Origin of the sequence: Streptomyces sp. NBC_00086, assembly GCF_026343255.1 — a bacterium.
In the GTDB taxonomy this organism is placed as follows: Bacteria; Actinomycetota; Actinomycetes; order Streptomycetales; family Streptomycetaceae; genus Streptomyces.
The window spans coordinates 6,391,300-6,414,261 of the sequence record NZ_JAPELZ010000001.1 but is presented as its reverse complement, the minus strand read 5'-3'; the positions used below and the strand labels follow the sequence as shown (position 1 = coordinate 6,414,261).

The 22,962-nt window shown below is 71.1% G+C and carries 20 protein-coding genes; 5 read left to right on the top strand and 15 right to left on the bottom strand.

Annotated features, from left to right (window positions below):
• Window positions 1–3: 3 nt before the first annotated feature.
• The 3 genes from zwf to pgl all read left to right on the top strand — a co-directional run bounded on the left by zwf (window position 4) and on the right by pgl (window position 3,619).
• A complete protein-coding gene (zwf, locus tag OG276_RS29070) occupies window positions 4–1,530 on the top strand; it encodes a glucose-6-phosphate dehydrogenase (RefSeq protein ID WP_266909668.1) in 1,527 nt (508 codons plus the stop codon).
• Window positions 1,527–2,588 carry a glucose-6-phosphate dehydrogenase assembly protein OpcA gene (gene opcA / locus OG276_RS29065; RefSeq protein WP_266909666.1) on the top strand — a complete coding sequence of 354 codons (1,062 nt, stop codon included), beginning with the start codon at window positions 1,527–1,529 and terminating at the stop codon, window positions 2,586–2,588. The genes zwf and opcA overlap by 4 nt, the downstream gene beginning before the upstream one ends.
• 248 nt (window positions 2,589–2,836) lie before the next feature.
• Window positions 2,837–3,619: a 6-phosphogluconolactonase gene (pgl, locus tag OG276_RS29060; protein ID WP_266909664.1), complete on the top strand. Its 783-nt coding sequence runs from the start codon at window positions 2,837–2,839 to the stop codon at window positions 3,617–3,619.
• 94 nt (window positions 3,620–3,713) lie between these two features.
• Here pgl and pgi read toward each other — a convergent pair whose 3' ends face one another.
• From pgi to OG276_RS28995, 13 genes are all read right to left on the bottom strand, one after another.
• Window positions 3,714–5,366, bottom strand: a complete 1,653-nt coding sequence (pgi, locus tag OG276_RS29055; RefSeq protein ID WP_266909662.1) for a glucose-6-phosphate isomerase — start codon at window positions 5,364–5,366, stop codon at window positions 3,714–3,716.
• A gap of 157 nt (window positions 5,367–5,523) precedes the next feature.
• Complete coding sequence (locus OG276_RS29050) at window positions 5,524–5,859, bottom strand: RNA polymerase-binding protein RbpA (protein ID WP_007263454.1); 336 nt, start codon at window positions 5,857–5,859, stop codon at window positions 5,524–5,526.
• Window positions 5,860–6,036: 177 nt separating this feature from the next.
• Window positions 6,037–6,273 (bottom strand): preprotein translocase subunit SecG, encoded by a 237-nt coding sequence (secG, locus tag OG276_RS29045; protein ID WP_266909659.1) that lies wholly within the window; start codon window positions 6,271–6,273, stop codon window positions 6,037–6,039.
• A 143-nt stretch (window positions 6,274–6,416) separates the two neighbouring features.
• A complete protein-coding gene (tpiA, locus tag OG276_RS29040; RefSeq protein ID WP_266909657.1) occupies window positions 6,417–7,205 on the bottom strand; it encodes a triose-phosphate isomerase in 789 nt (262 codons plus the stop codon).
• A gap of 6 nt (window positions 7,206–7,211) precedes the next feature.
• Window positions 7,212–8,423 (bottom strand): phosphoglycerate kinase, encoded by a 1,212-nt coding sequence (gene pgk, locus OG276_RS29035; RefSeq protein WP_266909655.1) that lies wholly within the window; start codon window positions 8,421–8,423, stop codon window positions 7,212–7,214.
• A 140-nt stretch (window positions 8,424–8,563) separates the two neighbouring features.
• Window positions 8,564–9,568 carry a type I glyceraldehyde-3-phosphate dehydrogenase gene (gap, locus tag OG276_RS29030; protein ID WP_243338363.1) on the bottom strand — a complete coding sequence of 335 codons (1,005 nt, stop codon included), beginning with the start codon at window positions 9,566–9,568 and terminating at the stop codon, window positions 8,564–8,566.
• 208 nt (window positions 9,569–9,776) lie between these two features.
• On the bottom strand, window positions 9,777–12,734 hold the full coding sequence (locus OG276_RS29025) for a M14 family metallopeptidase (RefSeq protein WP_266909652.1): 2,958 nt from the start codon (window positions 12,732–12,734) through the stop codon (window positions 9,777–9,779).
• A 188-nt stretch (window positions 12,735–12,922) separates the two neighbouring features.
• Window positions 12,923–13,924 (bottom strand): DNA-binding protein WhiA, encoded by a 1,002-nt coding sequence (gene whiA, locus OG276_RS29020; protein WP_112449750.1) that lies wholly within the window; start codon window positions 13,922–13,924, stop codon window positions 12,923–12,925.
• Window positions 13,915–14,985 (bottom strand): uridine diphosphate-N-acetylglucosamine-binding protein YvcK, encoded by a 1,071-nt coding sequence (gene yvcK / locus OG276_RS29015; RefSeq protein ID WP_266909650.1) that lies wholly within the window; start codon window positions 14,983–14,985, stop codon window positions 13,915–13,917. The genes whiA and yvcK overlap by 10 nt, the downstream gene beginning before the upstream one ends.
• Window positions 14,982–15,977, bottom strand: coding sequence for an RNase adapter RapZ (gene rapZ, locus OG276_RS29010; RefSeq protein WP_266909648.1), 996 nt, complete (start codon window positions 15,975–15,977; stop codon window positions 14,982–14,984). The genes yvcK and rapZ overlap by 4 nt, the downstream gene beginning before the upstream one ends.
• Window positions 15,974–18,007 (bottom strand): excinuclease ABC subunit UvrC, encoded by a 2,034-nt coding sequence (uvrC, locus tag OG276_RS29005; protein ID WP_266909646.1) that lies wholly within the window; start codon window positions 18,005–18,007, stop codon window positions 15,974–15,976. Before uvrC ends, rapZ begins: the two co-directional genes overlap by 4 nt.
• 96 nt (window positions 18,008–18,103) lie before the next feature.
• Complete coding sequence (locus OG276_RS29000; RefSeq protein ID WP_266909644.1) at window positions 18,104–18,925, bottom strand: hypothetical protein; 822 nt, start codon at window positions 18,923–18,925, stop codon at window positions 18,104–18,106.
• A gap of 4 nt (window positions 18,926–18,929) precedes the next feature.
• Window positions 18,930–19,580 (bottom strand): papain-like cysteine protease family protein, encoded by a 651-nt coding sequence (locus tag OG276_RS28995; RefSeq protein WP_266909642.1) that lies wholly within the window; start codon window positions 19,578–19,580, stop codon window positions 18,930–18,932.
• A 239-nt stretch (window positions 19,581–19,819) separates the two neighbouring features.
• Here OG276_RS28995 and OG276_RS28990 point away from each other — a divergent pair, with 239 nt between their 5' ends.
• On the top strand, window positions 19,820–20,863 hold the full coding sequence (locus tag OG276_RS28990; RefSeq protein ID WP_266909640.1) for a hypothetical protein: 1,044 nt from the start codon (window positions 19,820–19,822) through the stop codon (window positions 20,861–20,863).
• A 26-nt stretch (window positions 20,864–20,889) separates the two neighbouring features.
• Here the strand turns inward: OG276_RS28990 and OG276_RS28985 are convergent, their stop codons facing one another.
• Complete coding sequence (locus OG276_RS28985) at window positions 20,890–21,312, bottom strand: Rieske (2Fe-2S) protein (RefSeq protein ID WP_266909638.1); 423 nt, start codon at window positions 21,310–21,312, stop codon at window positions 20,890–20,892.
• A gap of 114 nt (window positions 21,313–21,426) precedes the next feature.
• Here OG276_RS28985 and OG276_RS28980 point away from each other — a divergent pair, with 114 nt between their 5' ends.
• The gene (locus OG276_RS28980; protein ID WP_266909636.1) at window positions 21,427–22,326 is read left to right on the top strand and encodes a carbohydrate kinase; all 900 of its coding nucleotides are present in this window, start codon (window positions 21,427–21,429) and stop codon (window positions 22,324–22,326) included.
• Here the strand turns inward: OG276_RS28980 and OG276_RS28975 are convergent.
• Window positions 22,301–22,906: a TetR/AcrR family transcriptional regulator gene (locus tag OG276_RS28975; RefSeq protein WP_266909634.1), complete on the bottom strand. Its 606-nt coding sequence runs from the start codon at window positions 22,904–22,906 to the stop codon at window positions 22,301–22,303. The two genes, OG276_RS28980 and OG276_RS28975, sit on opposite strands and share 26 nt — an antisense overlap.
• Window positions 22,907–22,962: the final 56 nt, after the last annotated feature.

Sequence of the window (22,962 nt, the reverse complement as noted above, 5' to 3'; positions counted from 1 at the left end):
ACTTTGTCTGTAAACGGAGCGAACCCGCTTCGTGACGCACAGGACCGGCGGCTCCCGCGCATCGCGGGGCCGTCCGGCCTGGTCATTTTCGGCGTTACGGGTGACCTGTCGCGCAAGAAGCTGATGCCTGCCGTCTACGACCTCGCCAACCGCGGCCTGCTCCCGCCGGGCTTCTCACTGATCGGCTTCGCCCGACGTGAGTGGCAGGACGAGGACTTCGCGCAGGAGGTTCACGACGCGGTCAAGCAGCACGCGCGCACCCCCTTCCGTGAAGAGGTCTGGCAGCAGCTCGTCCAGGGCTGCCGTTTCGTCCAGGGCGACTTCGACGACGACCAGGCGTTCGAGACGCTGAAGTCGACGATCGAGGAGCTGGACAAGGCGCAGGGCACCGGCGGCAACTTCGCCTTCTACCTGTCCGTCCCGCCGAAGTTCTTCCCCAAGGTCGTCGCCCAGCTCAAGAAGCACGGGCTGGCGCAGAAGGAAGGCTCCTGGCGGCGCGCGGTCATCGAGAAGCCGTTCGGGCACGACCTGACCAGTGCACAGGAGCTCAACCAGCTCGTGCACGACGTCTTCCCGCCCAACGAGGTCTTCCGGATCGACCACTACCTGGGCAAGGAGACCGTCCAGAACATCCTGGCGCTCCGCTTCGCCAACACGATGTTCGAGCCGATCTGGAACCGGTCGTACGTGGACCACGTGCAGATCACCATGGCCGAGGACATCGGCATCGGCGGCCGGGCCGGCTACTACGACGGCATCGGCGCGGCCCGCGACGTCATCCAGAACCACCTGCTCCAGCTGCTGGCGCTCACCGCGATGGAGGAGCCCGGCTCCTTCCACCCCAAGGCGCTGGTGGCCGAGAAGCTCAAGGTGCTGACCGCCGTGGAGCTGCCCGAGGACCTGGGCAAGCACACCGTGCGCGGCCAGTACTCGGCTGCGTGGCAGGGCGGCGAGAAGGTCGTCGGGTACCTCGAAGAGGACGGCATCGACCCCAAGTCGAAGACCGACACCTACGCGGCCATCCGCCTGGAGATCAACAACCGCCGCTGGGCGGGCGTCCCGTTCTACCTGCGGACGGGCAAGCGCCTGGGCCGCCGGGTGACCGAGATCGCGGTCGTCTTCAAGCGGGCCCCGTACCTGCCGTTCGAATCGGGCGCGACCGAGGAGCTGGGGCAGAACGCCCTGGTCATCCGGGTCCAGCCGGACGAGGGCGTGACGGTGCGCTTCGGTTCCAAGGTTCCGGGCACCTCCATGGAGGTCCGGGACGTGACGATGGACTTCGCCTACGGCGAGTCCTTCACGGAGTCGAGTCCCGAGGCCTACGAGCGGCTGATCCTCGACGTGCTGCTGGGTGACGCGAACCTGTTCCCGCGCCACCAGGAGGTCGAGCTGTCCTGGAACATCCTCGACCCGATCGAGCAGTACTGGGACACGCACGGCAAGCCCGCGCAGTACCCGTCGGGCACCTGGGGACCGGTCGAGGCGGACGAGATGCTCGCACGAGACGGACGGAGCTGGCGCCGGCCATGAAGATCGATCTCACGGAGACCAACTCCAGCAAGATCAACGCCTCGTTGGTGCAGGCGCGCCGGGACATCGGCACGCCTGCCATCGGGATGGTGCTCACGCTGGTGATCGTGACCGACGAGGAGAACGCGTACGACGCGCTCAAGTCGGCGAACGACGCGTCCCGCGAACACCCCTCGCGGATCGTCGTCGTCATCAAGCGGGTCAGCCGCTCGCCGCGCAGCCGCCGCGATGCCCGTCTCGACGCGGAAGTCCGCGTGGGGACGGACTCCGGCACCGGCGAGACGGTCGTGCTCCGCCTGCACGGCGAACTGGTCGACCACGCCCAGTCGGTGGTTCTCCCGCTGCTCCTCCCGGACGCGCCCGTCGTCGTCTGGTGGCCGGAGGGCGCTCCGCAGGACCTGGCGGGCGACCCCCTGGGGGCACTCGGCCAGCGCCGGATCACGGACACGTACTCCACCGAGGATCCGATCGAGGCGCTCGGCAGCCGGGCCGGGGCGTACGCGCCCGGGGACACGGACCTGTCCTGGACCCGGATCACCCCGTGGCGCTCCATGCTGGCGGCGGCGCTCGACCAGCAGACCCACTCGGTGTCCTCGGCCACGGTCGAGGGCGAGGACGACAACCCGAGCTGCGAGCTGCTGGCGATGTGGCTCGCGGACCGGCTGGGGGTCCCCGTCAAGCGCACCTCCTCGGCGGGCCCCGGGCTCACCGCGGTGCGTCTGGAGACCAAGGACGGCGAGATCGTCCTGGACCGGGCGGACGGGGCGCTGGCCACGCTGTGCATGCCGGGGCAGCCCGACCGCGCGGTGGCGCTGAAGCGCCGCGACACGGCCGAGCTCCTGGCGGAGGAACTCCGCCGCCTGGACCCGGACAACACCTACGAGGCCTCGCTGAAGTTCGGCGTGGCCCGCCTGGCCCCCACGGCCGAACCGGCGCCCGCGAAGCCGGCTCCCGCGAAGGCGGAGGCTCCGGCCAAGGCGGCCCCGGCCAAGGCGGATGCTCCGGCGGCGAAGCCCGCTCCGGCGAAGCCGGCCAAGAAGGCCGCGGCCAAGCAGTAGGCACGGGCCGCTGCGCGGGGCCGTCCCCTACCCGCCCTTCCACCGTTCCCCGGGGCTCCGCCCCGGACCCCGGTCCTCAAACGCCGGACGGGCTGAATGAACCCAGCCTCGCCGGCGTTTGAGGCGCGGGGGTCCGGGGGCGGAGCCCCCGGTTTCGGGAAGGGGCGGGGTGGGGGGAAGGCTCCGCGCAGCGGCATCCGGACCCGCACCCGAACGCAGAACTACCGACAAGGCGGCAGCACATGGGTATGACGACTCCCCAGGTCGTCGTCCACCGGGACAAGGAGCTGATGGCCCAGGCCGCGGCCGCCCGGCTGATCACGAAGATCGTGGACGCACAGGCGGCCCGCGGCACCGCGTCCGTGGTCCTCACCGGTGGCCGCAACGGCAACGGCCTGCTCGCCGCGCTGGCCGCGGCCCCGGCCCGGGACGCCATCGACTGGTCCCGGATCGACCTGTGGTGGGGCGACGAGCGCTACGTGCCGGCCGCCGACCCCGAGCGCAACCACGTCCAGGCCCGTGAGGCCCTGCTGGACGCCGTCCCGGTGGACCCCGCGCGGGTTCACGCCATGCCCGCCTCCGACGGCCCGTACGGGGTCGACGTGGACGCGGCGGCCGCCTCCTACGCGGCGGAGCTCCTCAAGGCCTCCGGCCCCGAGGACCATGGTCCGGTCCCCCGCTTCGACGTCCTGATGCTGGGCGTGGGCCCGGACACCCACGTGGCCTCCCTCTTCCCCGAACACCCCGCGTCCCGCGAGAGCGAGCGCACGGTGGTCGGCGTCCACGGCGCGCCCAAGCCCCCGCCGACCCGGATCTCGCTCACCCTCCCGGCGATCCGGGCGGCCCGCGAGGTCTGGCTGCTGGCGGCCGGCGAGGACAAGGCCGGAGCGGTGGCGATCGCGCTGGGCGGGGCGGGCGAGGTCCAGGCCCCGGCGGCCGCCGCGTACGGCCGCTCCCGCACCCTGTGGCTCCTCGACCGCGCGGCGGCGGCGAAGCTCCCGCCGGCCATGTACCCCCCGGCCTCGGCCTGACCCCGTAGAACCTGCGGAACCCGCAGACCCCGTACAACCCGACAGGGCCCGCCCTCCGCGAGGAGAGCGGGCCCTGTCTGCGTTCCGTCTACCGTCAGCGGCCCCGCAGCGAGCGGTACGCGGCCACCAGCGCGCGCGTGGACGCGTCCAGGCCCGGCACCTCCGTGCCTTCGGTGAGCGCCGGCTCGATCCGCTTGGCCAGTACCTTCCCGAGCTCCACGCCCCACTGGTCGAAGGAGTCGATGTTCCACACCGCGCCCTGGACGAACACCTTGTGCTCGTAGAGCGCGATCAACTGGCCCAGTACGGCCGGGGTCAGCTCGGTCGCCAGGATCGTGGTCGTCGGGTGGTTGCCCGCGAAGGTCTTGTGCGGGACCAGCGGTTCGGCGACGCCCTCCGCCCGGACCTCGTCCGCCGTCTTGCCGAAGGCCAGCGCCTGCGTCTGCGCGAAGAAGTTCGCCATCAGCAGGTCGTGCTGGGCCGCCAGCGCCGGGAGCAGTTCGCCCACCGGCCGCGCGAAGCCGATGAAGTCCGCCGGGATCACCCGGGTGCCCTGGTGGATCAACTGGTAGTAGGCGTGCTGGCCGTTGGTGCCGGGCGTGCCCCACACCACCGGCCCGGTCTGCCAGTCCACCGGGTTGCCCTCGCGGTCCACCGACTTGCCGTTGGACTCCATGTCCAGCTGCTGCAAGTACGCGGTGAACCGGGAGAGGTAGTGGCTGTACGGGAGCACGGCGTGCGACTGCGCGTCGAAGAACGCCCCGTACCAGATCCCCAGCAGGCCCAGCAGCAGCGGGGCGTTCTCCTCGGCCGGCGCCGTGCGGAAGTGCTCGTCCATGGTGTGGAATCCGCCGAGCAGTTCCCGGAACGCCTCCGGGCCGATCGCGATCATCAGGGACAGCCCGATCGCGGAGTCGAAGGAGTAGCGCCCGCCGACCCAGTCCCAGAACTCGAACATGTTGGCCGTGTCGATGCCGAACGCGGAGACCTTCTCCTCGTTGGTGGACAGCGCCACGAAGTGCCGTGCCACGGCCGCCTCGTCGCCGCCGACGCCCGCGAGCAGCCATTCCCGCGCCGAAGTGGCGTTGGTGATGGTCTCGATCGTCGTGAAGGTCTTCGACGCGATGATGAAGAGCGTCTCGTGCGGGTCCAGGTCCCGTACGGCCTCGTGCAGGTCGGCGCCGTCCACGTTCGACACGAAGCGCAGGTTCAGGCCCCGGTCGGAGAAGGCGCGCAGCGCCTCGTACGCCATCGCCGGCCCCAAGTCGGAGCCGCCGATGCCGATGTTGACGACGTTCTTGATGCGCTTGCCGGTGGAGCCGGTCCACTCCCCCGACCGGACGCGGCCGGCGAAGGCCGCCATCTTGTCGAGGACCGCGTGGACGCCGGGCACGACGTTCTCCCCGTCCACCTCGACGACCGCGTCGGCCGGGGCGCGCAGCGCGGTGTGCAGGACCGCCCGGTCCTCGGTCGTGTTGATCTTCTCGCCGCGGAACATGGCCTCGCGCAGCTCGGCCACGCCGGTCGCCGCGGCCAGTTGGCGCAGCAGAGTCAGCGTCTCGTCGGTCACGAGGTGCTTCGAGTAGTCGATGTGCAGGTCTGCGACCCGCAGGGTGTAGCCGGTGCCCCGGCCCGGATCCGTCGCGAACAGCTCCCGCAGATGCGTCTGCCCCAGCTCGTCCCGGTGCTTGCCGAGTGCGGCCCACTCGGGCGTCCGGTTGAGCCTCGTACGGCTGTCTGCGTTCATCTCGGACATCAAACCCACTTCCTGTCCTGTCGTGCCCCGCCGGTTCCAACCTAAGGGATGGGAAGCGGCACAACCGACACAAAGCGGCCCGGCCCGCAGGAGGGAAGACTCCTGCGGGCCGGGCCGGATGCCACTTCGGTTGTTCGGTGGGGACGCGTCAGATCTCGCCGCGCAGTTTGGCGAGCGCCTCGGCGAGGATCGCCTCGCCGTCGGCGTCCGTGCGCCGCTCGCGTACGTAGGCCAGGTGCGTCTTGTACGGCTCGGTGCGCGGGGGTGCGGGCGGGTTGTCCCGGTCCTGGCCGGCCGGGAACCCGCAGCGCGGGCAGTCCCAGGTGTCCGGCACCTGCGCGTCGCTGGCGAAGCTCGGCTGCGTCTCGTGCCCGTTCGAGCACCAGAAGGAGATGCGCAGGCGGGGCGCGGACTCGCCGCGCTCGGCCTCACCCATCGGCCCCGCTCCGACCCGACTACCACGGATCGCGTTGCCACTTGCCACGGTCGTAACTCCCTGCGTGATGGTGCCGCGAAACGTGAGTGGATTCCGTCGCGGGCGCCCAAGTCTACGTAAGGCGGGCGCAAGTCCAGGAGTGGAGTTACCCATTCCAGACAAGAACGCCGGACCTCATGATAGGCCGGGGAGAGCCGACCGGACGGCCGGAATGGCCAGAACGGTTCAGCTGCCGGTCTTCATGAGCAGACCGAGCGCGACGATGCACGCGAACCAGAGCAGACCGATCACCACGGTGATGCGGTCGAGGTTGCGCTCCGCGACCGAGGAGCCGCCGACCGACGACTGCATACCGCCGCCGAACATGTCGGAAAGACCGCCGCCCTTGCCCTTGTGCATCAGCACGAGCAGCATCAGCAGGGCGCTGAAGACGACCAAGGCGATCTCGAACCCCAAAATCACGGCTGATTCCTACTTTCTGGGCTTACTGGCTTTCCGGCTTTCCCGCATTGCCGATTACGAGCACGGGGGCCAGCGGCTGGTTCAGCCTGCTGGCCCCCGCAAGGGTACGACGGATCCGTCCTACCGCATACTCACGATGAACGTCACTGGTCGCGGAACCGGACGATCTTCACGAACTCGTCCGCGTCCAGCGCCGCGCCGCCGATCAGGGCGCCGTCGACGTCGGGCTGGGCCATGATCGCGGCGATGTTGCCGGACTTGACCGAGCCGCCGTACTGGATGCGGACCTTGTCGGCCAGCTCCTGCGAGTACAGCTCCGCGAGGCGGACGCGGATGGCACCGCAGACCTCCTGCGCGTCATCGGGGGTGGCGACCTCGCCGGTCCCGATCGCCCAGACGGGCTCGTACGCGATCACGATGGACTCGACCTGCTCGGCCGGGACGTCCTTGAGTCCGCCGTCGAGCTGCTTCAGCGTGTACTCGACCTGCTGGCCGGCCTTGCGGATGTCCAGGCCCTCGCCGACGCACAGGATCGGGGTGATCCCGTGCTTGTAGGCGGCCTTGACCTTGGCGTTGCAGATCTCGTCGTTCTCGCCGTGGTACTGGCGGCGCTCGCTGTGGCCGACGGCCACGAACGTGCACTTCAGCTTCGAGAGCATCGGGCCGGAGATCTCGCCGGTGTAGGCACCGGAGTCGTGGGCCGAGATGTCCTGGGCGCCGTACTTGATCTTCAGCTTGTCGCCGTCGACCAGGGTCTGGACCGAGCGCAGGTCGACGAAGGGCGGCAGGACCGCGACCTCGACGAAGTCGTAGTCCTTGTCGGCCAGGGCGAAGGCGAGCTTCTGGACGTGGGCGATGGCCTCGAGGTGGTTGAGGTTCATCTTCCAGTTGCCCGCCATCAGCGGGGTACGGCCGGCGGTGTTCTCAGTCATCAGGGTTCAGACCTCCAGTGCGGCGAGGCCGGGGAGCGTCTTGCCCTCGAGGTACTCGAGGGAGGCGCCGCCACCGGTCGAAATGTGGCCGAAAGCGTTCTCGTCGAAGCCCAGCGTGCGCACGGCGGCGGCCGAGTCGCCACCGCCGACGACCGTGAAGGCGTTGCTGTCGACGAGGGCCTGCGCGATGGCGCGGGTGCCGCCGGCGTAGTCGGGGTGCTCGAAGACGCCCACGGGGCCGTTCCAGAAGACGGTCTCGGCGTCGGCGATCTTCGAGGCGTACAGCTCACGGGTCTTGGGACCGATGTCCAGACCCTCCTGGTCGGCGGGGATCTTGTCCGCGTCGACGGTGATGAAGTCCGCCGGGGCCTTGGTCTTCAGGTCCGGGAAGTCCTTGGAGGCGAGGATGTCGACCGGGAGGACCAGCTCGACACCGTTCTTCTCGGCGCGCTCCATGTACTCCTTGACGACGTCCACCTGGTCCTTCTGGAGCAGGGAGATGCCGACCTCGTAGCCCTTGGCGTAGAGGAAGGTGTACGCCATGCCGCCGCCGATGAGGAGGCGGTCGGCCTTGCCGAGCAGCTCGTCGATGACGGCGAGCTTGTCGGAGACCTTGGCGCCGCCGAGGATGACCACGTACGGGCGCTTGACCTCGGCGGTCAGCTTCTTCAGGACGCCGACCTCGGTGGCGATGAGGTAGCCGGCCGCGTGCGGGAGGCGCGCGGGGAGGTCGAAGACCGAGGCGTGCTTGCGGTGGACAGCGCCGAAGCCGTCGCCGACGTAGATGTCGGCCAGCTCGGCGAGCTGGTCCGCGAAGGCGCCGCGCTCGGCGTCGTCCTTCGCGGTCTCACCCGCGTTGAAGCGCAGGTTCTCGATGACGGCGACCTGGCCGTCGGCGAGGGCCGCGACGGTCTCCTTGGCGGAGGCGCCCACGGTGTCGGTGGCGAACGCGACGTCCGTGCCGAGCAGCTCGCCGAGGCGGGCGGCGGCGGGCGCCAGCGAGAAGGCCGGGTCCGGGGCGCCCTTGGGGCGGCCCAGGTGCGAGGCCACGACCACGCGGGCGCCGGCCTCGGCGAGCTTCGCGATGGTGGGCTGCACGGCGCGGATGCGGCCGTCATCGGTGATCTCACCGTTCGAGAGCGGCACGTTCAGGTCCGCGCGTACGAAGACACGCTTGCCGGACACGCCCTCGGCGAGAAGTTCGTCGATCGTCTTCATGCTGTTTTCTACTCCTTTTCCCAGCCCAGGACTTTACCCGTGCGGGGCGAGAGGGGTACGAGGCAAGCAACAGGGCCCGTACAGCGCTTCATCGCGCTGCCCGAGCCCCGGTGCTCACTTCGTGGTGCCTGTCTTGGTGCTTAGAGCTGACCGCCGACGAACACGGTCAGGTCGACGAGGCGGTTGGAGTAGCCCCACTCGTTGTCGTACCAGCCGATGACCTTGACGCTCTTGCCCTGGACCATCGTCAGGGAGGAGTCGAAGGTGCAGGAGTACGGCCAGTTCACGATGTCGGAAGAGACGATCGCGTCCTCGGTGTAGTCCAGGATGCCCTTGAGCTGGCCCTGAGAGGCCTTCTGGAAGGCCGAGTTGACCTCGTCCTTGGTGACTTCGCGCTCCAGCTCGATGACCAGGTCGGTCACGGAACCCGTGGGGACCGGGACGCGCATCGCGATGCCGTCGAGCTTGCCCGCCAGCTCCGGGATGACCAGCGCGGTGGCCTTGGCGGCACCCGTGGTGGTCGGGATGATGTTCTCGGCGGCCGCGCGCGCCCGGCGCAGGTCCGAGTGCGGGAAGTCCAGGATGCGCTGGTCGTTCGTGTACGCGTGGACCGTCGTCATCATGCCCTTGACGATGCCGAAGTTCTCCAGGAGGACCTTGGCCATCGGCGCCACGCAGTTGGTGGTGCAGGAGGCGTTGGAGATGACGTGGTGGTTGGCCGCGTCGTACTTCTCCTGGTTGACGCCCATCACGATCGTGATGTCCTCGTCCTTGGCCGGAGCCGAGATGAGGACCTTCTTCGCGCCGGCCGCGATGTGCTTGGCGGCGTCGGCCTTCTTCGTGAAGATGCCGGTCGACTCGATGACGATGTCGGCGCCCAGCTCGCCCCAAGGGAGGTTCGCGGGGTCGCGCTCGGCAAAGGTCTTGAAGGTGTTGCCACCGACGGTGATGGTGTCGTCGGTGTGGCTGACCTCGGCCTTGAGACGGCCCAGGATCGTGTCGTACTTGAGGAGGTGAACCAGGGTTGCGTTGTCAGTCAGGTCGTTGACACCGACGATCTCGATGTCCGCTCCCTGCTCCAGGAGCGCCCGGAAGTAGTTGCGGCCAATTCGGCCAAAACCATTGATGCCTACGCGGATCGTCACGAACCGATCTCCTCGTTGGTGCGCCGGCCTGTCCGCCAGCGAGCTGTATGGGATGTCCCCGACCGCTTACGACACTACCTCTCCGTGAGCTTCGGAGTGACATCGACCATCGTGTGACACGCCCCGAAGGCCCGCACTCCAAGACGAGTACGGGACCTCGGGGACTTTGTGCCCGGTCACTCACGGTGAGCCCGGTCGGGGGCTCTGATCAGTGGTTCAGCGAGCGGAGCACCTTACCGACGAGTACGGCGCGGTCGGCCGCCGCCGGCACGTGTTCCAGGCCGAAGCCCAGGAGCACGGTGTCACGCGTAGTGACGGAGGCGTAGGACTTGAACAGCTCGCCCGACCGGGACCAATCGCCCGGAACATCGGGGCTTCCGGCAGGTGCGCCCTGGGCGGTCCAGACGCCGAACGAGGACTCGAAGCCCTCGGTCGCCTGGTCGGCGCCGCCGATCGAGACGCGGGCCTCGTCCGCGAAGACCCCGCGGCCGCCCGAGCCCGGGTCGGTGATGTAGGCGAGGGAGACCTCGACGGTCTTGCCCGCGTACGCGCTGAGGTCGAAGGAGACCTGCTTCCAGCCGCCCGAGGAGGCGGTGAAGGAGTTCCAGGTGCCGCTGGTGCCCTGCGGGGTGCAGCCGCCGGCGTCCAGGGTGAGGTAGCGGCGCAGGAACGGGTGGCCGTTGATGAAGAACCCGGCCCCGCACTCCTCCGGAACGGTGGTGGTGGTCAGGCCGCTCGCCTCGGGCAGCGTGGTCCAGTCGTCGCCGCCCGCGGTACGCGACTCCAGGACCGCGTGGTCGTAGCCCTCCTCGGTGTTCCAGTTCAGCGCCATCTTGAGCTTCGGCTGGTCGGCCGCGGTGACCCCGGTGAGGTCGATGGTGCGGGTGAGGCGCTTCCAGTCGTCGTCCGCGTGCGTGGCCGAGGCCATCGAGGCGCCGGCGTACGGGGCGTACGGGTTCACGACTCCGGCGTACTGGCCCGACTGCGCGCTCTTGAACTGCGGGAACTGCGCCGCGGGCAGGGTGTCGGAGGTGACCGTGTAGGAGCCCGGGCGGTCGAGCGGGTTGCCCGTGGCGTTGCCGAGGGCGCCGTTGGCCCCGGTCAGGGTGCCCGCGCCGGTGAAGCCGGTGGGGCCGGTGACCCCGGCGCGGCCGTAGGCACCGAGGAAGTACTGGCTGAAGTCGTTGGTCACGGCGCGGCCGACCTGGGCGTTGCCGCCCGCCAGCTCACCGGCCTCGATCAGCTTGCCGCCCTCGTTGAGGAAGTCGCGCACCGCCAGCTGCGTGTCGCCGCCCGGGGACTTGGCCCCGGTGTAGTGGACGGCCGTACGGAAGTGGGAGAGGGCTCCGAGGTGGTGCGGGGCGCCCTGGACGGCCACGTCCCAGACCGCCGCGCTCTTGCCGTTGGCGCGCAGGGCGTCGACGTAGGACTGCGCGTGCTGCGCCGGTGCGCCCTCCTCGGCGATCACCAGCACGTCGGCGCGGGGCCGCGTGGCCACCGTGTACGTGAAGTGCTCGCTGGAGACCTGCTTGCCGCGGTCGCGGCCGGTGAACCAGACCTCGACCTTGTCGCCGGGCCTGGCGCCCTCGACCTCGGCGCGGTACTCGTCGAACCAGTTGTTGTCGTCGCCGCCGTAGACCTCGCCGCCCTTCCAGGCTTCGAGGTCCTCGTCGTGGGTGCGGCCGCCGTTGATCCGGTAGTTGAGCTCCTTGTCCTTCAGCGCCTTGCGGGCCGTGACGGCGACCTCCTGGTCCTCGCCGCGGGCCGCGTAGGAGGTGGTGAAGGGGTCGAGGGTGAAGTCCGCGGCGGTCAGGCCGAGGGAGGACTTCGGCTGGTCCGGCCGCTCGGCGCTCTCGGCCACGGAGAGCGCGAAGGCGATGTTCTTGGCGAACTCGGCCTGGATGAGCTTCTCGTCGTCCGGGAAGTTGAAGCCGGAGGCGCAGTCCTCGGGCTTCCACTGGTCGTCGGGGTCGATCCCGGAGGCCGTCTGGCAGGTGGTCATCTCCGGCGTGAACATCATCATGCCGTTGGCGTTGGCGGCATGACCGTCGGCCTCGCCGTTGGTGGTGTAGAGCTCGGAGGAGACCTGCGGGTAGTAGCCGGGGACCGCCGGGTTCTCCGGGGTGCCGGCGAGCGCCTTGTAGGCGACGTCGTCGGGGGTGGGGGTGGCCACCTGCCAGCCCACGCCGTACAGGATCAGTTCGGCCGCGGAGTGGTAGTTGATGCCGTAGTCGAAGCCGATGCGCTTCTCGAACCTGTCGAGGGCGACGGTCTCGGGCTCGGACGCGGCCTTGGCGCCGCGGTAGGTCTCGCTCGACTCGTTGGGCGAGGAGCCCTCGTTGTCGTAGCCCCACTTGTAGGCGAAGTTGCGGTTGAGGTCGACGCCGTCGCCCGCGGTGATCTTGCCGTCGGCGTTGTTGTCGCGCAGGTTCTTGCGCCACAGCCGCTGGCCGTCGGGGGCGAAGGTGTAGTCGTAGCCGTCCGGGTTGGCGGAGAGCAGGAACCACAGCTCGGTGGAGTCCACCAGCTTGGTGATCCGCGGGTCCTTGCCGTAGTTGTCCAGGGTGTGGTGCATCAGCCGCCGGGTCATCTCCGGGGTGATCCACTCGCGGGCGTGCTGGTTGGACATGAACAGCGTCGAGGGCTTGCCGCCGTCCCTGGACTTCTTGGCGTTCTTCGTGACCTTCAGGGCGAGGATGTCCTTGCCCTGGACGGTCTTGCCGATGGAGACGACCTTGGTGAGGCCCGGGTTCTCCTGGGCGGTGCGCAGGATCTCCTCCTGGAGCCCGCCCTTGCCGCTGTACGGGCGGAAGACCCCGTCGCCGGCCGCCAGCGAGCGGGCGGCGGCCTTGGCCCCGATCTTGCGTTCGGCGAGCTTGATCCCCTGAGCCGTCAGGTCCTCGGCCTGTCCGCCGGTGAGGAAGAGCTCGACCTTGGCGGTCCCGGTCTCCGGGGCGCGTTCGGTGAGCTCGTGCGCGTCCTGGCCGGCCGCCAGGACCAGCGGGACCTGCTCCTTGGTGATGTCAGCGTCGTAGACCCGTACCTCGTCGGCGGCGGACTTGTCCGCCGGACCGGGCTGGGCCTGGGCCGCTGCGGGTAGTGCGGCGAGTGTGGTGCCGAAGACGAATGCGCTTGCGGCGAGGATCGATCTCGCGCGGTGCCTCATGTGCCCCCCTGGGCGTCGTCTGCCACGAAAGCTCCCGTCTGCCACGAAAGCTTCGGACGACAGGCTCACGATCAGCCCATGCTCATGTCAATGGGGCATACCGAAAAGGGGCCCGCACGAGTGATCGTGCGGGCCCCTTTCGGTAGCACGCTTTGCGCCGACCGGACCTGCGTCCGGTCCGCGCGGCCTCAGCCGGCCATGTTGTCGGCCAGCTCCTCGCTGTCGCTGAGGTCGAGGTTCGACTCGGTGCCCGGGATGCCGAGGTCCTGGGCCCGCTTGTCGGCCATCGCCAGCAGGCGGCGGATCCGGCCCGCGACCGCGTCCTTGGTCAGCGGCGGGTCGGCGAGCGCGCCCAGCTCCTCCAGGGAGGCCTGCTTGTGCTCCATGCGCAGCCGGCCGGCCGCGGCGAGGTGCTCCGGGACCTCCTCGGCCAGGATCTCCAGCGCACGCTGGACCCGGGCTCCGGCGGCCACCGCGGCCCGCGCCGAGCGGCGCAGGTTGGCGTCGTCGAAGTTGGCGAGGCGGTTCGCGGTGGCGCGCACCTCGCGCCGCATCCGCCGCTCCTCCCAGGCCAGCACCGAGTCGTGGGCGCCGAGCCGGGTCAGCAGGGCGCCGATGGCGTCCCCGTCCCGTACGACGACCCGGTCCACGCCGCGGACCTCACGGGCCTTCGCGGCGATGGAGAGCCGGCGGGCGGCTCCGACCAGGGCCAGGGCGGCCTCCGGGCCGGGGCAGGTGACCTCCAGGGAGGAGGAGCGCCCCGGCTCGGTCAGCGAGCCGTGGGCCAGGAAGGCCCCGCGCCAGGCCGCCTCGGCGTCACAGGTGGCCCCGGAGACCACCTGGGGGGGCAGACCCCGGATCGGACGGCCGCGGCCGTCCACGAGGCCGGTCTGGCGGGCGAGCTGGTCGCCGCCGGCGACCACGCGGACCACGTACCGGTTGCCCCGGCGCAGACCGCCCGGAGCCATGATCACCAGATCCGAGGAGTGTCCGAAGATCTCCAGAATGTCCTTGCGCAGGCGGCGGGCCGCGATCCCCGCGTCCAGTTCCGCCTCGATGACGATCCGGCCGCTCACCAGGTGCAACCCGCCCGCGAACCGAAGGATCGCCGAGACCTCCGCCTTCCTGCAGCAGGTGCGGGTGACAGGCAGGCGGGCGATCTCATCCTTCACCGCGGGCGTCATCGCCATGGGCCGATCCTTCCATGCATCCGAAAAATACGGTCGTACGCGGCGGCCAGCAGCTCCGGATCGTGCTTCGGAGAGCCGTCCAGCCTGGCGACCGGCGCCAGCTCGACCGCGGCACCGAACCGTTTTGCGGCATCGGCGAGGGACTCGCGATCGGGCACGGCAGCCTGATCGGCAAGCACCACGTCCAGGGCGAGTTTAGGGGCGTGTCGGGCCAAAACCTCCAAATGACGCTGCGGAGAGAAGCCCTCTGTTTCTCCGGGTTGTGGTGCGAGGTTCAGCGAAAGCACCCTTCTCGCCTTGGTCTCGACCAGCGCGTCGAGCAATTCGGGCACCAGCAGGTGCGGAATCACCGACGAGAACCAGGACCCCGGACCGAGCACGACCCAGTCCGCGTCGAGCACCGCCGCGACCGCTTCCGGCACCGCCGGCGGGTCGCTCGGCACCACCTGTACGGAGAGCACCTCGCCGGGGGTCAGTGCCACGGTGGCCTGCCCCCGTACGGTGTCCACGTCCTCGGGACGGGCCGGATCGTGGCCCTTGACCAGGGCCTGGAGCTCCAGCGGGACCGCCGACATCGGCAGCACCCGGCCCTGGGCGCCGAGCAGCTTGCCGACGAGGTCCAGGGCCTGGACGGGGTCGCCGAGCTGTTCCCACAGCGCGACGATCAGCAGGTTGCCCACGGCGTGCTCGTGCAGGTCGCCCTGGGACTGGAAGCGGTGCTGGATGACCCGCGCCCAGGTCTGGCCCCAGTCGTCGTCACCGCACAGCGCGGCCAGCGCCTTGCGCAGGTCCCCGGGCGGCAGGACGCCGAGCTCCTCGCGCAGCCTGCCGCTGGAGCCGCCGTCGTCGGCGACCGTGACGACGGCGGTCAGCTCGCCCGTGATCCGGCGCAGGGCGGTCAGCGAGGCCGAGAGGCCCATGCCGCCGCCGAGCGCCACGACCTTGGGCGCGGCCACCTCGGGGACCTCCCCCCGGCGCAGGCCGGTGCGGACCGCGCCGTCCTCGCCCTTGCCGGTGGTGAGCCGGCGCAGGCGGCGGAGCCGCATGGTACGTCCGGTCACTCGCGCCCCATGTCCCTGTGGACGACGACGGTCTCGACTCCTTCGGAGGCGAGGCGGGCGGCGAGCTTCTCCGACATGGCGACACTGCGGTGCTTGCCGCCGGTACAGCCGACCGCGATGGTCACGTACCGCTTGCCCTCGCGGCGGTAGCCGGTGGCGATGAGCTGGAGCAGCTCGGTGTAGCGGTCGAGGAACTCCTTGGCGCCGGGCTGGCTGAAGACGTAGCCCGACACCTCCTCGTTCAGGCCGGTGAAGGGGCGCAGCTCCGGGACCCAGTGCGGGTTGGGGATGAAGCGGCAGTCGACGACGAGGTCGGCGTCGACGGGGAGTCCGTACTTGTAGCCGAAGGACATGACGGTGGCCCGCAGCTCGGGCTCCTCGTCGCCGGCGAACTGGGCGTCCATCTTGGCGCGCAGCTCGTGCACGTTGAGGCTGGAGGTGTCGATGACCAGGTCGGCGTCGCCGCGCAGCTCGCGCAGCAGGTCGCGCTCGGCGGCGATGCCGTCGACGATGCGTCCGTCGCCCTGGAGCGGGTGCGGGCGGCGGACCGACTCGAAGCGGCGGACGAGGGCGTCGTCCGAGGATTCCAGGAAGACGATCCGCCGGGTGACCCCGCGGGTCTCCAGGTCGGCGAGGGATTCGCGCAGTGCGTCGAAGAACTGGCGGCCTCGGACGTCGACGACGACGGCGATGCGCGCCACGTTGCCCTGCGAGCGGGCGCCGAGTTCCACCATGGTGGTGATCAGCGCGGGCGGGAGGTTGTCGACGACGAACCAGCCGAGGTCTTCCAGACACTTGGCCGCCGTACTGCGGCCGGCGCCGGACATACCGGAGATGATCACCAGCTCGGGGATGGCCGCCTCGGCGGTATCTCCGGGCTCCACTGTCGTGCCCGTACTCACCTGTGCTCCGTCTCGGTCGTACTCGGATGCGATGTCACTTCCGGAATCCTGCTCGGATCCTCGGTCGCGGCGGGTTTCGCGCTCGGTCATTGCTCGGTCCCCCGATCGGATGCTGCTCCCGCGGACGCGGGGGTCTCATCCTCAATGATCTCGCCGGTCGCCGTATTGACGGCGGGGCCGGCGGGAACCGCCTGGGCGAGGGCCACGGCCACGGTCTCGGCCGTCTTGCGGCCTATGCCCGGGACCTCGCAGATCTGATCGATTGTCGCCTGTCTCAGCTTTTTCACCGAACCGAAGTGCTTGATCAGGGCCAGCCTGCGGCTCTCGCCGAGCCCGGGGACCTCGTCGAGGGGGCCGGCCTTCAGACGCTTGCCCCGCTTGTTGCGCTGGTACTGGATGGCGAACCGGTGGGCTTCGTCACGGACCCGCTGGAGCAGGTACAGGCCCTCGCTGCTGCGGGGCAGCACCACCGGGTCGTCCTCCCCGGGCAGCCAGACCTCCTCCAGGCGCTTGGCGAGGCCGCACACGGCGACGTCGTCGATCCCCAGCTCCTCCAGGGCCCGCTTGGCGGCGGCCACCTGGGGCTGCCCGCCGTCGACCACGACGAGCTGCGGCGGGTAGGCGAAGCGCCTGGGGCGCCCGTCGTCCTCGGGCGTGTCCTGTTCGACTTCCCCGCCCGCGGCGGCCCCGGGGGACTCGGGGGACCACTCCCCCGTCTTCAGCTTCTCCTGGAGGTAGCGGCGGAAGCGGCGGGAGACCACCTCGTGCATGGAGCGGACGTCGTCCTGCCCCTCGAAGGACTTGATCTGGAAGCGCCGGTACTCGCCCTTGCGCGCCAGCCCGTCCTCGAAGACGACCATGGAGGCCACGACGTCGTCGCCCTGCAGGTGGGAGATGTCGAAGCACTCGATGCGCAGCGGCGCGCCGTCCAGCTCCAGCGCCTCGGCGATCTCCTCCAGGGCCCGCGAGCGGGTGGTGAGGTCGGCGGCGCGCTTGGTCTTGTGCAGGGCGAGGGACTGCTGGGCGTTGCGGTGGACGGTCTCCATCAGCGCCTTCTTGTCCCCGCGCTGCGGGATGCGCAGGCTCACCTGAGAGCCGCGCCGCTCGGCGAGCCACTCGCTCAGGGCCGGGGTGTCCTCGGGGAGGGCCGGGACCAGCACCTCCTTGGGGACGGCCTCGCCCTTCTCCTCCCCGTACAGCTGCTGGAGGGCGTGCTCGACGAGCCCGGCGGTGTCGACGGCCTCGACCTTGTCGGTGACCCAGCCGCGCTGGCCGCGGACCCGGCCGCCGCGGACGTGGAAGATCTGCACGGCCGCTTCGAGCTCGTCCTCGGCGACGGCGAACAGGTCGGCGTCGGTGGCGTCGGCGAGCACGACCGCGTTCTTCTCCATGGCCCGCCGCAGGGCCCCTATGTCGTCGCGCAGCCGGGCGGCCTTCTCGTACTCCATCTCCTCCGCGGCCTCGTGCATCTGCTGTTCGAGGCGGGTGAGGTAGGTGCCGGTGCGGCCGGCCATGAAGTCGCAGAAGTCCTCCGCGAGTTCGCGGTGCTCCTCGGGGGTGACCCGGCCGACGCAGGGCGCGGAGCACTTGCCGATGTAGCCGAGCAGGCAGGGGCGGCCGATCTGGGCGGACCGCTTGAACACCCCGGCGGAGCAGGTGCGGACGGGGAAGACCCGGAGCATCAGGTCGACGGTCTCGCGGATGGCCCAGGCGTGCCCGTACGGGCCGAAGTAGCGCACGCCCTTCTTCTTGGGCCCGCGCATGACCTGGACCCGCGGGTAGTCCTCGTTCATGGTGACGGCGAGGGAGGGGTAGCTCTTGTCGTCCCGGTACTTGACGTTGAACCGCGGGTCGAACTCCTTGATCCAGGAGTATTCGAGCTGGAGCGCCTCCACCTCGGTGGAGACCACGGTCCACTCGACGGAGGCGGCCGTGGTCACCATGGTGGCGGTGCGCGGGTGCAGCCCGGAGAGGTCCTGGAAGTAGCTGGCCAGCCGTTGGCGCAGGCTCTTGGCCTTCCCGACGTAGATCACCCGGCGGTGCTCGTCGCGGAACTTGTAGACCCCCGGGGAGTCGGGAACCTGTCCCGGCTTGGGGCGGTAGCTGGAAGGGTCGGCCATGCCAGCCACCCTACTGTCGCCCGCCGACAAGCGGGGCCCGGCCCCGCAGGGCCCGGCCGCCCGGCAGGCGGCCGGGCGGCCGGGCCCCTCGGGTGGTTACGCCCGCACCACCCGCTGCCGCCGGGCACGCCGGGCGGCCACCGCGCCGGCCGCGCCCAGCGCCAGAGCCACGGCTCCGGCGGCCATCGGGAGTCCGGCGAGGGCGGACGTCGGCGATGCGGTGGTTGTCGTGGCCGTGGCTTCCGTGGGGGCGAAGCCACCGGCCTTCCCGGACTTGCCGTAGGCCGATCCCGGCAGCTTGTCCCCGTAGGCCTTCACGACCCGTGTGCGGTAGGCGGCCAGGCTCGTGCCCCGCGCGCCCACGGCCGTGGCCGCGTCCTCGTCCAGGGGCAGCACCCGCTCGCCGCCGGCCACGTACCAGGCGTCGATCTGCGGTTCGCGGAACACGGTCCCGCCGGGGAGTTTCGCCGCGCCGAGCTGTGCGTAGCGGAACTCGTCGTCGCCGGTGGCGATGTTCACCACCTGCCAGCCCGCCGCGGTCCGCGCGGTCCACAGGGCGGCCTGCTGTCCGTCGGAGGAGACGGCCTTGCTGGCGAGGAACTCCAGCCGGGCCACGCTCGCGCCGGCCTTCCCCGCGACGAACTCGGGCGAGAGGTAGTGCACGGGCACCGTCTCGCCCTCGATGCGGGGCTGCGCGGCGGCGAGCGAGACCTTGCCCTCGCGGGCGAAGAAGCGGGACAGGGTGGCGAGGGTGTCGGGGGCCGCCGCCGTCCGCCCCGCGGCGGCCAGGTTCTCGGCGGTCACGTTCTGGGGCTGCGGTACGGGCGCCGCGGACGCCTGGGTGGGGGCCAGGGCCAGTGCGGCGGTCGCGGCGACGGCCGCGGCGGCGAGGCGGCCGTTCATGAGGCGGGAAGCCATGGGGTCACGCCCCGATCCGGTAGAGCGAGTGGGTCCAGGAGAAGGTGCTGTTGTCCACGTACCAGGCGTGGGAGGCCCAGTTGTAGCGGTCGCTGGAGGGCCACGGGTCTCCCCAGTACACCCAGCTGTTCGCCGTGTCGTAGCCGTAGATCACGTGCATGTGGCCACCGCCGTTGGACCACTGGATGCGGGTCTCGATCGGGCGGTTGGCGTTGATCTCGGTCTGGACGGTGGAGTACTGGAGCCAGCCGTTCACGTAGGAGCCGGAGTTGATGCCGGCCCAGCGCAGGCCTGTCTGCACGTTGCCGAGGGTGGCCTGGTTGTTGGGGCAGTCGTAGCCCTGCTGGCGGTTGAAGGCGGCGTTGCAGAACTGGTTCTGGCTGTAGGTGCGGCCGAACCAGGTGGCGATGGTGTTGCCTCCGGCGGCCCAGCACCAGTTGGTCTTCTGCTGGGCCTGCATGGTGATGTTCAGCCGCTTGGAGGCCAGGGCCGTGGCCTCGGCGGGTGCGGCTGCTGCGGAGGAGATGGCGGTCGTGGTGCCCGTACCGGCGGCGGCATCGGCGGCGGTGGCGGCAGCGGTGGGCAAGGCGAGCAGGGCGCTGAGCAGGGCGGTGATGAAGGCGGCCAGGGTGAGCCGCCGGGTCGTGTGGCGCATCGCGTTCCTCCCGATGTGGGGAGTGGGGGTGGAGGAGCGCGTCCGGACGCTGTGGAGGAGCATCAGGGTGTTGTCGGGAACAGGTCAACACGCTTCAATACGGCGTGACATCGAGGTGTGAACGGTGGGGCCAGAGTGTGAACGTCCGCCGTCACCCCACCTGGACCCACCGGGACCACGGGCGTCACCCGCCGGACCGCCCGCACCCCGTCGCGTGAACGTTCACAGGAGGAACCGCCATGCGGTCGAGCGCGAACGGCACCTTCTCGGCCGGCCCCCCTCCGGACGGCTCCCATCGCGCCGGCCCCCCGTCGGACGGCTCCCCTCCGGCCGGCCCCCCTTCGGACAACGCCCGCGCGCAGGCCGCCCGGGACCTGCCGCACCTGCTGCGCGAGGGCCCCTTCCACCTCGCGCTGCGCGCCGCCCTCACCGCACGCGGCCTGCCCCTGCACCGGGTGCAGCACCGGCTCGCCGCCCGCGGCATCAAGCTCGGGGTGACCAGCCTCAGTTACTGGCAGCAGGGCGCCCGGCGGCCGGGCCGCCCCGAGTCCCTGAAGGCCGTACGGGCCCTGGAGCAGATCCTGGAACTGCCCGAGGGCGCCCTGCTGCGGCTGCTGGCCGCGCCGGATCCCGCCGCTCCGGGGACGGCCCGGCCGCCCGCGCGCTCGTACCGGGCGCTGTTCAGCGTGGGCGCGGCCGTGGAGGAGCTGCTGGCCGGCATGGAACTGCCCGCCGACGGCGGCCTGCACACCGTCGGGCACCACGAGCGGGTGCGGATCGGGCCCGCCGGGGAGCTGCTGGGCCGTGAATCGCAGCACGTCGTACGGGCCCACCGCGACGGGGTCGACCGCTACATCGCGGTCCACCACGGCGACCCGGGCTGCGATCCGGAGCGGATCCGGGTCCGGGCCGACGAGAACTGCCGGACCGGGCGGATCCGCCGCCACCCCGAGGCGGAGCTGGTCGTCGCCGAGCTGCTCTTCGACGCCCGGCTGCGGGCCGGGGACACGTACGTCTTCGGCTACGGCTTCGAGGACGGCACGGCCGGCCGCAGCACCGAGTACGTGCGCGGCTTCAGCTACACCGGCGGGCAGTACGTGCTCCAGGTCCGCTTCGACGAGGCGGCGCTGCCGGTGCGCTGCCGCCGCTTCACGCGCAGCGGGCCGGACGCGCCGCGCGGGCGGCTCGCGGACCTGAACCCGAGCGGACCGCACCGGGCCGTGCACCTGGTGGAGCAGGGGGTGCGGCGCGGGATCCTGGGGATCGGCTGGGACTGGGAGTGAGCGCCGGTGCGACGCGGCCCGCCCCGTCAGCCGGCGACGAGTTTGCCGGCCTCGACCTTCACCGGGACCTCGGGCAGCGGGTCGGTGGCCGGGCCGCGCAGCACCTTGCCCGTGGTCACGTCGAAGCGGCTGCCGTGGCAGGGGCAGTTGCCCTCGCCCTCGACGATCTTGTCCAGTACGCAGCCGGAGTGGGTGCACTGGGCGCTGAAGGCCTTGTACTGGCCCGCCTCCGCGCAGCTGACCACGAGCTTCTTCTCCCGGAACAGCTTCGCGCCGCCGACCGGCACCTCGGTCGCCGCTCCGAGCTCGGCGGGGACCGCCGGGGAGCCGGAGCCGCTGTTGGTCTCGGTGGAGCAGGCCGTGAGCGCAGCGCCGCCGCCGACGGCTCCGACGATCGCGGCGGCGCCCTTGAGGACGGTACGGCGGGCGGCGGACTGCGAGGCGGACATGCGGTACTCCTGGAATGAGGGCGGGGTGCGGATGCGGCAGGGCCGGGATCGGCACGGCCGGGCCCGGCGGGCCCACCCGACGATACCCGCGCCCGATGGGATACCTTCCCCCGCGTGATCGTCGTCGGTGGAGAAGCCCTGATCGACCTGGTGCCCGTCGAAGGGCCGCCGGGCGCCCTGCTGCCGCGGCCGGGCGGCGGACCGTACAACACCGCCATCGCGCTGGGCCGGCTCGGCGTGCGGACCGCCTTCTGCTCCCGGATCTCGACGGACGGCTTCGGCGCCTCGCTGCTCGACGGGCTGCGCACGGCCGGGGTGGACCTCTCCCTGGTCCAGCGCGGACCGGAGCCGACCACGCTGGCGGTGCCCTCGCTGGCCCCGGACGGCTCGGCGGCCTACGGGTTCTACGTCGAGGGCACGGCCGACCGGCTGTTCCGGCTGCCGCCCGCGCTCCCCGAGGGGGTACGGGCCCTCGCGCTCGGCACCTGCTCGCTGGTGCTGGAGCCGGGGGCCAGCGCCTACGAGTCCCTGCTGCGCCGGGAAGCCGGGCGCGGGCTGGCGACCCTGCTCGACCCCAACATCCGCCCGGCGCTGATCGCCGACCCGGCCGCCTACCGGGCCCGCTTCCTGTCCTGGCTGCCGCACGTCGGCGTGCTGAAGCTGTCGGAGGAGGACGCGGCGTGGCTGGGCGGCCGCCCCGGCGACTGGCTGGCGGCCGGGCCCTCGGCGGTGGTGCTCACCCGGGGCGCCGGCGGCCTGACGGTGTGGACGCGGGAGGGCGCGGAGCACTCGGTGCCCGCACGCCGGGTCGCGGTGGTGGACACCATCGGCGCGGGCGACACCGTGAACGCGGCCCTGCTGCACCGGCTGGCGGCCGGCGCGGGCGGCCCGGGCCCGGTGGACTGGCCCGAGGTGCTGTCCTATGCCGCCGCGGCGGCCGCGCTGACCTGCACCCGGGCCGGCGCGGAGCCTCCGTACGCCCGCGAGCTCAGCGCAGCGCGGCCCACACCGTAGCGGCCACCGCGGGGGCGAACTCCTCGACCGGCCCGACCGTGTCGGGCCCGGAGAAGTGCAGGAAGAAGGCCCGCTGGAAGCAGGCGCCGAGCAGCAGCGCGGCGGCGGCGGCCGGGTCGGCGTCGGGGCGCAGCCGGCCGCGTTCGAGCTCGCGGAACAGGTGGCCGGTGAGGGCCTCCAGCACCACGTGGGGACCCGCGCCGATGCTCCGTACGCCCTCGCGGTGGCGGGTGAGCAGGACGGGATCGGCGAAGAGCGAGCCGAACATGGGCATGGCTTCGGCGTAGAAGAGCGAGGCGTACCGGGCGATCTCGGTCAGCCGCTCCTCGACCGGCTGCTCCCCCGGGTCGCCGGTCAGCGCCGCCATCATCGCCCCGGCGTTGGGGCGGCGTTCCATCAGCACGCGGACGAACAGCTCCTCCTTGTTCGCGAAGTACTTGTAGAGCGCGGCCTCCGAGCAGCCCGCCTCACGGGCGATGGCCTTCGTGGTGGCGTTGGCCAGACCGGCGGTGCGCATCAGGGTCTCGGCGGCATCGAGCAGGCGCTCCGGGGTGGACCGGCTTGACTTTGGGGTGAGCATTCACTCACCATAACGGAAGTGGGGGTGAGTGAGTACTCACCCACCCCCACATACGC